Origin of the sequence: Catenovulum sediminis (assembly GCF_007289895.1) — a bacterium.
Lineage (GTDB): Bacteria > Pseudomonadota > Gammaproteobacteria > Enterobacterales > Alteromonadaceae > Catenovulum > Catenovulum sediminis.
Genome location: NZ_CP041661.1, coordinates 201,644 through 216,714, shown reverse-complemented (window position 1 = coordinate 216,714; position 15,071 = coordinate 201,644). Strand labels below are relative to the sequence as shown.

The 15,071-nt window shown below is 40.4% G+C and carries 9 protein-coding genes; 4 read left to right on the top strand and 5 right to left on the bottom strand.

What is annotated here, in order from left to right; translation table 11 throughout:
- Nucleotides 1-8 precede the first annotated feature (8 nt).
- The 4 genes from FNT16_RS18405 to FNT16_RS18390 form a co-directional block, all read right to left on the bottom strand.
- A complete protein-coding gene (locus tag FNT16_RS18405) occupies nt 9-1,508 on the bottom strand; it encodes a tryptophan halogenase family protein (protein ID WP_143873288.1) in 1,500 nt (499 codons plus the stop codon).
- A gap of 18 nt (nt 1,509-1,526) precedes the next feature.
- The gene (locus FNT16_RS18400) at nt 1,527-2,840 is read right to left on the bottom strand and encodes a tryptophan 7-halogenase (RefSeq protein WP_143873286.1); all 1,314 of its coding nucleotides are present in this window, start codon (nt 2,838-2,840) and stop codon (nt 1,527-1,529) included.
- Nucleotides 2,837-4,363 (bottom strand): tryptophan halogenase family protein, encoded by a 1,527-nt coding sequence (locus FNT16_RS18395; RefSeq protein WP_143873284.1) that lies wholly within the window; start codon nt 4,361-4,363, stop codon nt 2,837-2,839. The genes FNT16_RS18400 and FNT16_RS18395 overlap by 4 nt, the downstream gene beginning before the upstream one ends.
- Before the next feature lie 452 nt (nt 4,364-4,815).
- Nucleotides 4,816-8,169: a TonB-dependent receptor gene (locus FNT16_RS18390; RefSeq protein ID WP_143873282.1), complete on the bottom strand. Its 3,354-nt coding sequence runs from the start codon at nt 8,167-8,169 to the stop codon at nt 4,816-4,818.
- A gap of 323 nt (nt 8,170-8,492) precedes the next feature.
- Between FNT16_RS18390 and FNT16_RS18385 the strand changes: the two genes are divergently transcribed.
- A complete protein-coding gene (locus tag FNT16_RS18385) occupies nt 8,493-9,155 on the top strand; it encodes a hypothetical protein (RefSeq protein ID WP_143873280.1) in 663 nt (220 codons plus the stop codon).
- 8 nt (nt 9,156-9,163) lie between these two features.
- Entirely contained in the window at nt 9,164-9,352 is a 189-nt protein-coding gene (locus FNT16_RS18380; protein WP_143873278.1) for a hypothetical protein, read from the top strand.
- 123 nt (nt 9,353-9,475) lie between these two features.
- Here the strand turns inward: FNT16_RS18380 and FNT16_RS18375 are convergent, their stop codons facing one another.
- Complete coding sequence (locus FNT16_RS18375; RefSeq protein WP_143873277.1) at nt 9,476-10,813, bottom strand: glycoside-pentoside-hexuronide (GPH):cation symporter; 1,338 nt, start codon at nt 10,811-10,813, stop codon at nt 9,476-9,478.
- Nucleotides 10,814-11,078: 265 nt separating this feature from the next.
- On the opposite strand from FNT16_RS18375, the gene FNT16_RS18370 reads away from it, so the two are divergent.
- Together FNT16_RS18370 and galB are read left to right on the top strand one after the other, a co-directional pair.
- The gene (locus FNT16_RS18370) at nt 11,079-12,233 is read left to right on the top strand and encodes an endo-1,4-beta-xylanase (RefSeq protein WP_143873275.1); all 1,155 of its coding nucleotides are present in this window, start codon (nt 11,079-11,081) and stop codon (nt 12,231-12,233) included.
- Between the two features lie 67 nt (nt 12,234-12,300).
- On the top strand, nt 12,301-15,054 hold the full coding sequence (galB, locus tag FNT16_RS18365; protein ID WP_143873274.1) for a beta-galactosidase GalB: 2,754 nt from the start codon (nt 12,301-12,303) through the stop codon (nt 15,052-15,054).
- Nucleotides 15,055-15,071: the final 17 nt, after the last annotated feature.

Sequence of the window (15,071 nt, the reverse complement as noted above, 5' to 3'; positions counted from 1 at the left end):
GTTGATCATCAGGCTTTGCAATGATGATGTATAAACTCATTGTGTGACGGCATATAATCGACACATTGCTGGACAACATTACGAATGTTGAGCAGGTTTTGCTGGATCTCTTGCTCGCTCATCATATTGGTGAGGGGATGATAGCTTTCGGGTTCAATATTTTGACCAAATAACACTTCAATCCAGCTATTTTCATTGAAAAGCTCATTGTTATAACGCATTACATGTGCGCTCGCTTTAAATAACTCAAGCTTTTCGGCAAGACTATCTGGCACCGACATATTTTTGCAGTAACGCCAGAATTTTGAATCCTCACGTTGCGTTGCTTTATAGTGCAGAATAATAAAATCGCGAATACTGTCGTATTCAAAATGGGTTTGACGATTAAATTCGTCGATATTGGCTTGATTAAAATTTTTGTCTGGGAATAACGCCATTAAACGCGCGATAGCAGACTGTACTAAATGAATACTGGTAGATTCTAGCGGCTCCATAAACCCGCTAGATAAACCAATTGCGACACAGTTTTTATGCCAGAAAGATTTGCGTTTACCTGTGGTGAATTTAATGAGTTTGGGATCATTGATTGCAGGTGTGTCTAGGTTGCTTAATAAAATATCGCGTGCCGTGTTTTCAGCCATATAAGCACTACTAAATACATGACCGTTTCCGGTTCTATGCTGTAGAGGAATACGCCATTGCCAGCCAGCAGAGTGCGCTGTAGAGCGGGTATAAGGCGGTAGTGGATTCAGTTTTTCACTGGGTACGGCCCAGGCCGAGTCGGTTGGCAGCCAATGTTGCCAGTTTTCGTAACCGATATTGAGTGTTTTTTCTAGCAGCAACGCACGCATACCAGAGCAGTCAATAAATAAATCTGCTGATAAAGGTGTACTGTCTTTAAGCGAGACGGATTCAATAGCGCCAGTTTGCGCGTTGACAGATGCTGAATCTATATCTGCAATTAGATGCTGAACACCCAGTCCAATGGCATAGTCTTTTAAATATTGTGCGTATAACCCAGCGTCAAACTGATACGCATATACAATATTGGAAAGCGGAGAGTTGCCCGCATCAATAGAGCGCATAAATTTATTCTGATAGGCCGCACAGCAATTAAGCGCGTAGTCTTTTAAAGGTTCAGCTTTATTTTGTTTGCGCATTTTCCACCAATAGTGATGAAAAGGCAAAGCGCTCATGTCTTGCCCTAAATGGCCAAAGCCATGAATATATGAATCATTTAATTGACCCCAGTTAACAAACTCAATACCCAGCTTAAAAGTACCCTGAGTTTTTTTTATAAAGTCATTTTCATTGATGCCGAGTGTTTTGTTAAATACCTGAATTTGTGGGATTGTGGCTTCTCCCACACCGATACTGCCGATATGAGCCGACTCAACCAAAGTGATCTGACATCCCTTAGCTATAAAGCGACTGAGCCCAGCAGCTGTCATCCAACCAGCGGTTCCACCGCCTACAATTAAAATGCTTGTTATATTATTATCAGTCATTTTTGCCTCTGAAAATTGTTAGATATTCTTTACTTTCTGGTTGAAAACCGACTTGATTTTTTCGCAGTGACTGACCAATTGTGCTTCGGTTAGCTGGTTGGCGTATGGGCTGCATTTTGCAGGGATAATATCAAATGACATCAATAATCCAATGATCCAATCTGGTTTTATTAAGTCTGGGTCTAACTGCAGAATTCTGCCGGATTCTTTAAATAAATTAATACTGTTATTGTTCGTCTCTTTTGAAAAAATAGCATGGAGAAGTTGATCATAACGCTGAAGAGACTGTATCTGTTTAGTGTAGTGTTCAGTAAAAATAGAGTTTAATTTTTGATTGTCGTTTCTTCGCGGGAAATGCTCAAATAGGTTGACGATAAATACACTGATTGTATCGATTGCTGAATAAGACCAGCTTTTTAATTGTTGCCACTGAACATCAAAAGCAATGTGACTAGCACGATAAAACGCCTGATTTTCAGCTGGGGTCAACTGTTTGCTCACTCGAATGTCACTTGCCTGTTGAGTGTATTGCGCAACAATTCGATTGATCGCAGTCTGATCATCGCTGAGTGCATCTGGCAAGTGGTTTAATGTGAGCTGACATTGACTCATGTTTTTGTTATCGGGCAATGCAAGTTTACTGAGCAAGCCATGCGCAGTCATTTCAATGGTTTTATGATACTGACCCGTAAACTTTTGGCAGGACGGTTCAAGCCAACTAATAGAGTTGGCTGTGAGCGGCATTTTGCTAGGTGCAATACTGCAATTTATGATGAGATCATGAGCCGCTGTTAAGGGCGGAATCGCATCCAACTGTTTAACCTTTGGACAGCTCATTTGTAGATAATGAATAAAAGATGCAGTATCTATGATGTAGCCATTCACATAAGTGGAATAAGCAGAATTCGGATTCTTTGAACTGACTTGATATTTGCCATGTTTGGCTTGTAAAACAGCCAAAGAATAGTTGCAGAAATCATCTTTTACCCATCTATTGTGCTTGAGCCGGGCAAAAGCTTGATGAAATTCAAGTGGTCCCAACGGTGCGCCATATTCACTAAATGCAAACCAATGTTGTTGTGACGCGTTATTAATATTAGTCATCACCTGATGAGCTAACAAAGGCTGATTGATTACTTGTTGAGTAAACTCGTTTTTGGGGATCTGAGCGAGTTTTAAATATTCGTCAAAATAGGGGAGTGCGGATTGAATGGCTGGTAGATTATTTGAAGATTTTTTTCCCGCTATAGTAACTTCAAAATGGGAATAGACTGATAAAGCCTTAGCAGTCATCCAGGCAGCCAAATTATTACCTAAGATTAAAATTTTCATTGACGCATGACTCCGATTTGATTAAGCCAACAGTCATGTCCCGGCATTTGACGAACGGTCTCATCTTGCTTGTCAAGATAACGCAAAACAAAATCTAATGCTTGCTGATTGGTCATCAAATCCGCTCTGGGATCGGTTTGCTTCGGTGTTAAACCTTGTCCGAATAATACGGATTGCCAACTGGGCTTAAAAAATAAACCTTGTTGGTTCTCAGTTAAAATACCTGTTAGTTTAAAAGTTTCTATTTTGTGCTTTAAACTGTCGGGTATATCGATACTTTGACAATCTTGCCAGAATGCTTCTTTGCGCTGATTTAAGTAATAATGCAAAATAATAAAGTCGCGAACGGTATTGTATTCATAATTGATTAGCCGGTTATATTCTGCGCGCGCTAGAGCAAACTGATTATCAGCCGGCATAAGCTCGATGAGTTTAAAAATACTGGCCTGAATCAGGTGAATACTGGTAGATTCCAGTGGTTCTAAAAAGCCGCTTGAAAGGCCAATTGCAATACAGTTTTTAACCCAAGCGCGCTGGCGCACTCCCGGTCGAAAGCGTATTGGACCATTTATGCGCGCGTTTTTAGATAAACCAATTTTTGCTTGCAATTGAACCAGCGCCTGCTGATCGGATAGGTACTGGCTGCTGTAAACGATGCCGTTACCACAGCGCGTTTGCAGTGGAATATGCCAATACCAGCCAGCTTGATGGGCAATTGCTTGAGTATAGGGATGCGGGCTGGAATGCAGCGGGCTTTGAATTGCGATGGCACTGTCGCATTTGAGCCAGTGTGACCAGTCTTGATAGTCAGATTTTAAAAGTTGACCGATAAGCAGTGCTCGAAATCCAGAACAATCAATAAATAATTCACCTGCTACCGTTTTTCCATTGTCTAAGGTTAGCGAGCAAATATCGCCGTCAGGTAATTTAGTCTTAATCGCTGTAACCTTGCCCTCAACGCGTTTAACCCCTCTTTGTTCACTGTATTGCCGTAAAAAACGGGCATAAGCAGTGGCATTTAAATGATAGGCATAGGAATAATTGTTCAAAAGTGGTGGCGGTAGGTTTTGCGCAAAACAAAACTTTTTTTCTCGTGAAGCTGCAATAGCGGTTGAGAAGTTGTCAAAAGGTAGCTTCAATCCGGCTTGCTTGGCTTTAAGGTATAAATTTTGGAAATTAATTTGTTGATATGCCTCGCCAAAATCTGAGAATGGATGAAAATAATCAGAATCTTTGTTGCCCCAGCCTTTAAACTGAATACCTAATTTGAATGTAGCCTCAGTGGCCTGCATAAATTCGCTTTCACTGATGCCTAACAAACTGTTAAAAGTACGGATATGGGGGATGGTTGCTTCGCCGACGCCGACAGTACCAATTTGCTCAGACTCAACCAGTTTTATTTGAATATTGTCAGGTTTAAGTGCTTTGGAAAGGGCTGCGGCTGTCATCCAGCCTGCCGTTCCTCCGCCTAATATAACAATATTTTTTATTAACTTAGGTCGAGAAACTGATTGCATCATCATTACCTAATTATATTCTCTACGAGAAAGCAGGCGAAACCTAGGGCGTGTTTATCTTTGTTTATAATTTGAGCTGAGAGAAAAAATGGTCTTAGGCAAGGCAGAAATAATGAAGTTTAGTCATCTAAATAAGTTATTTCTAACGCTGCATAAGATCATTTTGTCCTCAGCCCGAAGGGCAATGGCTATTTTAACCCTTAACGGCATTAGAATTCGTTTATTTAGAATGACTAAACCCCACTCATTCTGCTTTGTTAATGATTAAAATAGCCTATTGCTCAAAAATAATACAAAGATAAACACGCCCTAAGTTTAGCCTGCTGATTTTAACCTGAATACAGGTTATCGATACCCAGATGGTATAAAACGAGTGTGATTTAGACCGCGTCTAATTGTCGCCATCACACCCCAAAATGTCATCCAAATACCCTTCAATTAATACAATATTGCATTAATTAAAAGTTTGCGCGAATAATCAACTGATATCGTCGATCTTTGGTAAACCATGAGCGGCCGAGTTGTAAATTATTGTCGACTTGCTGGAATGTTTTCGTTTGTTCCGCTGTTAGATTTACGCCTTGCACACCAACTTTGATACTGTCAGTTAATTGATAGAATAATGAAGCATCTAACTGACCTTCGTCATCATTGAAAATAGGTAGTTCAGTAATAACGTCTTTAGACGTTAACAAGAATTTTGAACGCCATTTGTAGGCTATCCTTGCAGACCAGCCATCTTTTTCATACATACCAATTAAATTAGCCGTATGCTCAGACTGACCACGCAATGGTAACTGGCCTTTAAATATATCCAGTGCTTCACCCCCACCTTCGTTAGCCACATCAGAACTATCCAAATTTGAGTTAGGGACCCCTTCAGCTTTAATGTACGAGTAGTTTGCTTGTAAACCTAAGCCGTCAAAAGGAGAAGGTAAGAATTGATAGAATTGATTATAGCTTAATTCCACCCCTTTCATTTCGCCTTTGCCGCCATTGGTTGGGCCGTCAATAATAGCGGTTTGAGTAACCCCTGTATCTGGATTCGTATAATCGACATTGTAACCCCCTTTAATAAAGAAGTTACTTAAGTCTTTATAGAAGAAAGAAGAGACAATTGAACCGTCGTCTGCAAAATACCATTCAAGTGATAAGTCCAGTTGGTTTGATTCCATTGGTTTTAAGAATGGATTGCCTGCACTACCACTCCAACCTTCAAATATAACTGAGTCAGGATTAATGACTCTTTGTTGCTCTAAATCTTCACCAAATTCATCGACCGGCATCCCAGTTGTAGAATCTGCAGGTGCATCTGGATGCGGATTTTCAGCGTGATAGTAAGGGTCTTTGTAACTGACCGACGTGGTGTAAGCAATTGGGCCTAATCGGGTATAATTGCGTAAATCGCCTATATCCGGCAATGCTATGGCTTTTGATAACGCAAATCGTGCCAATAAGTCATCGGTAAGTTCAATTTTAAGGTTAAAACTTGGCAGTACTCGGCGTGTTTTATTTTTCGCAAAGTTTTTGGTGTAAGCACCGCTGGCAAACCCTTTTATCTCTTGTGGTAAGTAGTTGTAGGCATCACCCAAGAATTCAGATTCTTCAGCAAATAAATCATACGCTTCAATATTATAATTGTATGGGTCCCAACCTTCAGGTGCTGGAGTGGTTGTGTTCATTTCAGGAAATATCATAAAACCATCGGTTTCACTGACAATTTCAACTAAACGCACACCAAAATTACCTGAAACTCGGTGATCGGCAATATCGGTATCATAGTCAATACGGACATAAACAGCTTTATTTTCTTCTGATGTATGGCTGATTTCGTTATCTTTGAAATATCCATTTAAGTTGATTTCAGAGCAGTCATCTTCAGATACCCTATCATCTGCCATAACAAAGTCTAGACAGTCATCGGCTGCTAAGGGCGCAAGTCGGTCACCTAAATTGTATCTATCTTTAACTAATGCTTCAGATGGGTGGAACATTTGATTGCCGCCCAGAATATTGAGCGCATCGCCACGATAAAAATCACCCCAGTTAATAACATCGTATTCGTCTGCAAGACCCGCATCAATCATAAGCTCTGAATCTAACCAACCGCGATCTTTCCACATAGGCGCTAATTTGCCCCAGTCATACTGAGTTAAGCGAATTGTTTGATCACGTTTACGATAGCGCACACCAAATTTAACTGATGAGAATACATTGTCGTCAAGGAAATATTTTGCATCCAATCGAATGGCATCAGAAGTGCCTTCACTATCACCAAAGTGGTCCATACCTGCATGCATCAAATAAGAGCTTGGCTGAGTGAAATAGTCATCACCTGTGTAGTCAACCCCGTATTGTTCATAATGTGCGGTTAGCTGCTCATTTGTCATATGGGCAAACGGATTACCAAGATGCAAAGTTGGGTAGTCATCTCCCCCCATCAGATCATAATTTTGAACACCGCGCACAGCGTAAATAAGTTGCATATCATAGGTATCACGAGCCGCTTCAATATGTTGAATATCAGCTTCTAATTCCCAGTTGTCATTGGCCATCCAGCGCACATTGAATGATAAATCATCGACGACAGATATATCTTCATGGTATCGGGTATCCGCGCCGATTTGTAGACCGAAGTTATGTACTTCATTCATATTTGACCAGCGCTCGCCATCACCTCGCCAACCACTTCTTCTATCAGAAATCGTACCGCTTTGGAATGTGCCTTCTGGTGTGATATCCCACTGATCATCTGGCGCCGGGTAAGTAAATTGTTCATCCGTTCGTGACGCATATCCTACATCACTTTTTAACGCATTTTCTTTCCAAGAAGAATCTGATTTTGAACGCATGAACTGCAATGAAGCTTCAATATCGCCATCTAAGCTTTTCCATTGGAGCGCGCCCGCTAAACCTGAACGAATGTGAGTATCGTTTTTCATCGTTAAATTAGAACCCGCCGGCATTAAAATACCGCGGTCGCCTACTTCAACGCCCTCTGGAATATTTGCAAAAGTGCCATTATAGGTATAGTAAGGTGCATCTTCGGCCACAGCACCAGCTTCAATCATTTGCTCTAAGGGTCTAAATTCGAAACGTTTTGACTGAATACCATGTGATTCAGTGGCTATTTCAGAGCGCGAAGCATTCACTAAAATCCCCCAGTGACCAGATTGAGTTTCCCATCGGTCACTGTACAAGCCAGCAATTGTTGGCGTGACTTCGCTTGCCATGTCACCATAGTTGGCTTCTAGAGTCAGGGCTACTTTACGTCCTTGACTGTCAAAAGGCTTACGGGTACGTAAACTGATGGTGCCGGCAATACCACCTTCAATCATATCGGCTGTTTGGTTTTTGTATACATCCACACCGGCCATCATGGTTGAAGATACGTCGGAGAAACTTAACCCTCGGCCCGACGTTGCAGAAAACGAATCGCGACCGTTAAATTCACTGCGGGTTTGGCTCATCCCCCTTACAACAGCACCTGAGCCCTGCGCAGAAAAATGGTCAGGATCATTCGGTGAAGCAAACTGGTCGATTGATACACCCGGCACACGTGCTAAAGATTCCAGTACACTTGAATCTGGCAAGGCGCCAATATCCGTTGCCGTAATTGAATCAACGAAAGTATCTGCATCGCGCTTTATCGCCTGAGCGGATATAACGCTACCGCGAATGCCCTTTACTTCGATTGTCTCAGTTTCTTGTTGACTGTCCTCTGCTGCATAAACCGGTTGTAACAACCCCAAAACTGCTAGGCTAATCAAGCTTTTTTTGAAGCTTTTCATATTTTTTATTGTATGTGCCATTTTACACCTGTTGTTTATTTGTAATGAATGTGTTGTTGCCGACTAAAAAAATAGTTATATCTTATGTTGTAGGTAGTTTATTTGACTATTACTATTTGGTCAACTCTGCTATAAATATTTATTTACTTTTTATTAAACAAATGTTCGGTTTTTTGTGGTTTTTAAATTGTAATTTATTGTTTAACACTGTTTATGAACTTTTAAATCTTTGTGTTTGTGTTGAATTTGCACGTTTTTCATATTGAAACATTATGGTTTTTGTGACTATTATGTTTGTGTTTTAGTCAAATTAATCATTTTGATGCAAATGAGGATGTTAAAAAATGTTGAGATTTTTTTGTTCAATTTTTGCTGTTTGTGTGGTCACAGTGAATTGTTATGCTGAACCGAATTTAACCGTGCAGGGACTCAGTAGCGAAGGTAAGCTACCCAACCGCATACTGGAAGCTTTGATTGCTCGCGAAGGTGGGTACACAATCGTTTACCCAGATGACAAGAGTGGCATTGAAACATCAGAGCCCAAGTTACATTCCGAGATTTTATCCGGTGAACGTGATTTGATGTGGACGCTAACGAGCAAAGCACACGAAGAAAAGTTTCAAGCAGTATATATACCCTTATATCGAGGGCTTATTGGCATGCGAATTGCTCTTGTAAAAGCGCAGAACCTAAATTTATTTAAAAATGTATCAAGTTTACAGGATTTACAACAATTTAAAGCCGGGCAGGGTTTAATGTGGGCGGATACCAAAATTCTGGAAAGTAACCAATTGAAAGTTGTTAAAGAATTAAAGTACTTGAATTTATTTCCAATGCTGGAAGGTGGCCGGTTTGATTATTTTCCGCGGGGTTACCCGAACCCTTTAGTGAAATTGAACGTGAAGCCAAATATAATCTGGCTGTCGAACCCTATCTCTTGCTTAAATACACAGCCCCGTTTTATTTTTTTGTACGCAAAGGGAATACCGAATTACACGATTATTTAAAAAATGGTTTGGAAAATATGATTGCGGATGGCACATTTGAAACATTATTTTTTAATGACACACAGGTCAAACAAGCCTTAAAGCAAGCCAATGTTAAGCAGCGTATCGTGATAGAGCTAAATAACCCGGGGTTGACTCCACAAACTCCGATTGGACGCAAAGCCTTGTGGTTCGATCCGATTAATGAGGATTTTTAACCCAACGGGGCAGTTTTTAGCTAGTTTTTTTAGCGCTTTATTGATCTGCTGACGTCAAAGCCCAAAATACAACAACAGATGAATGTCGCTATTTTTGGGCAAGATGTGTCTTGGTGATCACAGCTATTCAGATATGCTCAGTTTTTCCTGTACTTTGTAGAGCTTACCCTCAGTTAATTTGTATTTGTTCATGACAAAGTAAGCGGCTGCCAGTAACACTGCAGGGACGGCCGCAAATCCTAACATTATTCCACTTAACGCTTCTTTGGTTTGTGCCTGATTGGGTACATAGTTATAAATACTTAACAACCAACCGGCTGTCGCCCCGCCAATGGCAAAACCTAATTTAATAGCGAGCAAATGACCTGAAAATGTCATTGCCATAATTTTTTTACCGGTTTTGAGATGTCCATAATCTACTGTATCTGCGATCATTGAGAACATCAGCGGCGTTACTATCATGTGCACAAAGTTAGCAACAAAAAATACGAAGAAGATGAATACAATCTGTGATGCTGGCAACACAAACAAAGCGGCATGCGCAATAACACCGATGATCAGACCAAATTGAAAGAGTGGTTTTTTTCCAAACTTCTGTGACAAGAAGTGAGTGGCCAGTGCACCTAAAACAGAAGCTATCATACCCATAGTTAAAAAGTTACTGGTAAGTGATTCATCACCTACATAATATTTAACATAATGAGGGGCAATGGCGGAACGCAGACCAATTAATGTTAAAACAAATACCGTGATGACGACCATTAAAACCCATTGGTCATTTTTAAATAGGCTAGCGAAATCTTTTATGATACTTGATTGTTTGCTGACTTTTACTTGTTCTCGCTCTTCAGTTAATAAAAAGCAGGTTAAAAAGCAGACAACCGCTAACAATGCTAAAATTGCCATTGCGTACTGATAACCTGTTTGCTGGCCATATTCTGCAAACGCATCTACTAATTGTGGTAATGCCCAAACGACAATGACCCCCCCACTCATTGCCATGGCAAAACGAAATGATTGTAATGAAGCGCGTTCGCGAGGATCGCTGGTCATAACGCCGCCTAGTGCTGAATAAGGTATATTGATTGCGGTATAGCAGGTCATTAATAGCGCGTAAGATACATAGGCATATACCAACTTGCTATCTTGTGCTATATCAGGGGTGGTAAAAGCCACAACGGCGAGCATACCGTACGGAATACACATGATTAATAAATAAGGCCGATAAGTACCAAAACGTGTACGCGTTCTATCTGCAATGCCGCCCATAATTGGGTCAGTTATACCATCAAATAGTCGCACAACCAGCATTAAAGTTCCGGCAGCGGCAGCACTAATGCCAAAAACATCTGTGTAAAAAATCAGCATGAAATTGGCCAGTATCTGAAAAACAATGTTACTCGCCGTATCTCCCAACCCATAGCCCAGTTTCTCTTTTATAGAAAGGCGTTGTTGCGACATTTTTATTACCTTTGTTACGCTTTATATAGTTTATATGGTCATATAAACTATATAAAGCGTGGGTTAATGTAAACAGTTTTTATTTAAAAAAGATACCAAACAATGGCAATTATTGGAATTTTATCTGTTCTAATTGTTTTTAAGTTGTAAATAGATGTGAGAATTGACTGGATTTTTACAAATTAATTTCATATAGTTTATATGACCATTATGTTTGTTGTTTAACATAAGTAAAAATTCAGCTTAATTACGTGTTGAGGTAAAAATGAAAAAATTCTGGGTTGCAGCTTGTGCCAGTTTAGCATTAACGGCTTGCGTACATACCACTGCTACTGATCATAAAGAACTGAGTTTAAGAGATGCGTATAAAGATATCTTTTTAGTTGGGACGGCGTTAAGTGAATCTCAAATAATGGGATACAGCGAATACGATAGAGAAAGTCAACAGGTGTCAAATAAACAATTTTCAGCTGTGACAGCAGAAAACTCGATGAAATGGGAAGAGATACATCCAACCCCAGGCACATTTAATTTTAAGGTGGCAGACAAACTCGTCGAGTTAGCTGAACAAAATGACCAATTTATAATTGGTCATACCTTATTGTGGCATTCGCAAACACCCGATTGGGTATTTGAAGATCAAAATGGTAATCCGGCAAGTCGAGAGTTATTGTTAAATCGTCTAAAAAATCACATTGATACTATCGTTGGCCGCTATAAAGGGCGTATTCAGGCATGGGACGTAGTCAATGAAGCTTTAAATGAAGACGGCACTATGCGCCAATCTAAATGGTATAAGATTTTGGGTGAGGACTATATTGCTAAAGCCTTTGAGTTTGCGCATGCTGCTGATCCAAACGCTGAGCTTTATTACAATGATTATAATTTATGGATGCCGAAAAAACGTCAGGGTGCGGTTAGAATCGTTCAGTCTTTGTTAGATAAAAATATCCCAATTACCGCAATTGGCATGCAGGCGCATTATAGTATCCCTTCATTGGTCACTAACCCAGATTTAACTGAGTTCGAAGCTTCAATTGTTGCCTATAAAAATCTAGGCATAGAAGTCATGTTAACCGAGGTCGATGTGACGGTTATTCGCTTTCCTGGTGCGGCAAATCAAGGCGCGGATATTTCTATAAATTATGAACTTCAAGAAAAATTTAATCCTTATAGCAAAGGCTTACCAGATTCTGTTTCAGCAGAATTTACCCAACTTTTAGTTGATATGTTCAAAATTATTGCTCGCCATCAGGAATCCATTTCCCGAGTGACATTTTGGGGGGTAAACGATAGCCAAACTTGGCGAAATGGCTGGCCAATCGAAGGGCGTACAGACTACCCACTATTGTTTGATCGTCAGAATCAACCAAAGCCAGCAGTTAACGCATTGATTGAATTAAGTAAAACACATTTTTAATGGTTAGTCAGTTTAACGCAATTAAATAAGCCAATTTTATTGGCTTTCGAGCGACAGGTATTAGGTAATGAAAAATTTAGTCACGGCAATTTTGGCGACACTTGCAGTCAGTGCTTGCTCAAAAGCGCCCGATAATCCAGTTGATATCACTCAAATTAAAACGCAATCTGCATCAAAACGAGAGATCATATCGCTAAATCAGAACTGGCGATTTTATAAATATGATGATACTGCATCTGCGGATGAACTGATTTATGACGTTCGACCTAAGGTTAAGCATTTTAAAGATGATAAAGATGCAGATAGTAAACCCACTGATGCCGTTAAGGTAAAAGCAGATAAAGCGATATTGAAGCCCTGGATTCTACCAACAGGAAATGCATTTTTAGCGGATCCTGCCAAGCGACATAAACGTCCTGCCGGTAATCCAGGTGGTGATTTTAAATTTGTTCAACACGATTTTAATGACAGCGCATGGCAACAAGTTAATTTACCACATGACTGGGCAATAAGCGGGCCATTTTATCAGGGTGAAAATCCAGAAGTTGGCGGTGGTATGGGGCGTCTGCCCAGCCCAGGGATAGCTTGGTATCGCAAAGATTTAACCATTAATAAATCAGATTTAAATAAAAAGATTTATCTAGATATTGAAGGTGCCATGTCATATTCAATGGTTTGGTTAAATGGCAACTTAGTTGGCGGCTGGCCATTTGGTTATTCCAGCTATCGATTAGATTTAACGCCTTATATTAATTTTGGTGGTGAAAATCAAATTGCGATCCGGTTAGATAACCCAAATCATTCATCACGTTGGTATCCTGGTGGTGGAATATATCGTGATGTTTGGCTGGTTAAAACCAATCCGGTTCATATTGCGCAGTGGGGGACTAAGATTAGAACTGAGTCCGTTGCGAATAACCAAGCAGTGGTGGCACTTGAGGTAAAAGTGGACAATACGACTCAGACTGAACAAGTTGTTGAGGTCAGCACTGAAGTTTTCGAAATGAACGAAAATGGTCAATTAGCGGAAACTGTTGTTGCTAATTCGGTTAAACAAACCCTTATGTTACAGCCCACCTCTTCGGTTTCAAGCAGCAGCCAACTCTTAGTGAACAATCCTAAACTGTGGGGGCCGAAGCCTCAGCAGACTCCTAATATGTATGCAGCTGTTACTACGGTTTGGAAAGATGGTAAACCCATTGATCAATATACTTCCGAGTTTGGTATTCGAACACTGACATTTGACCCAAAATCAGGTGTTTATGTGAATGGTGAGCTAATTAAGCTAAAAGGGGTTAATCAACATCACGATCTAGGTGCACTTGGTGCGGCTTTCAATCGCAGAGCAGCAGAGCGTCAATTAGAAATTCTGCATGAAATGGGTGTTAATGCGATACGTATGGCACATAACCCACCCGATCCTGAACTACTTGAATTAACCGATCGCATGGGTTTTTTAGTGATGAATGAATCGTTTGATGTTTGGCAAAAGAAAAAAACACCACATGATTTTCATTTAATTTTTGATGACTGGCATGAGCAGGATTTGCGCGCTTTGGTTCGCCGTGACTATAACCATCCTTCTGTTTTTATGTGGAGTATTGGTAATGAAGTCGGTGAGCAATACGAAGGTCATGCAGGTTATCAATTAGCTCAGCACTTAACGGATATTGTGAAAAGCGAAGATCCCTATCGTCCCACCACCGCATCTAAAAATTGGGCGAAGCCTGACATGCCTTTTGCGAACGGCATGGATAGCATTAGCTTAAACTATCAAGGTGAAGGTATTCGTCAAGATCCACTATTTGACAATGTAACGGATCGAATTAAAACGCCACCACAATATGATTTATATCATGCCGCGCATCCAGATAAAGTAATTATTGGCAGTGAAACGGCATCTGCATTGAGTAGCAGGGGCTTTTATACTTTCCCTGTGACAGAGAAAATCAGCTCACCTGCCAGAGATGGCATGGGGGGCGACTCAAAAGCTGAGCAAGTGAGCAGCTACGAGTTATATGCCGTTGATTTTGGTTCATCGCCAGATAAAGTATTTAAAGCGGTAGAGAGCCATCCATTTGTGGCTGGGGAATTTGTCTGGACTGGCTTTGATTATTTAGGCGAACCAACCCCTTATTATTCAGCACGTAGTTCCTACAATGGTATTGTCGATTTAGCGGGCTTCAAGAAAAACCGTTTCTATTTATATCAAGCGCATTGGCGCCCTGATTTTCCAATGGTGCATATTTTACCGCACTGGAACTGGCCGGATCGAGTTGGCAAGGTTACGCCAGTGCATGTCATCACATCAGGTGATGAGGTTGAACTATTTTTAAATGGTAAATCCTTGGGTCGCAAGCAAAAAGGCAAATTTGAATACAGATTAAGATATGATGATGTTGTTTACCAACCCGGCATATTAAAGGCGGTAGCATATAAAAATGGGAAAAAATGGTCAGAAAATGAAGTTAAGACGACTGGCCTCCCTGCTCAGTTATCACTTACCGCCGACAGATCCACAATTCACTCTGATGGTGAAGATTTAGCATTTATCACATTAAAAGTTGAGGACGAAAATGGCTTAGTGATACCAGATGCAAATCATTGGATTGATTTTAGTGTGGAAGGCGATGCTGAAATTGTTGCGACAGATAATGGTAAACATTCAGATTTTACCCCTTTCCCTTCGCCAAGCCGTAATGCATACCATGGATATGCTTTAGTCATTGTAAAAGCAAAAATGGGTAGCAAAGGTCAATTTACCGTTAAAGCCGATGCTGACGGCTTAAAAGCAGCCAGCGTGATGATCAAAGTTAATTAATTACAAAGTGAGAATTT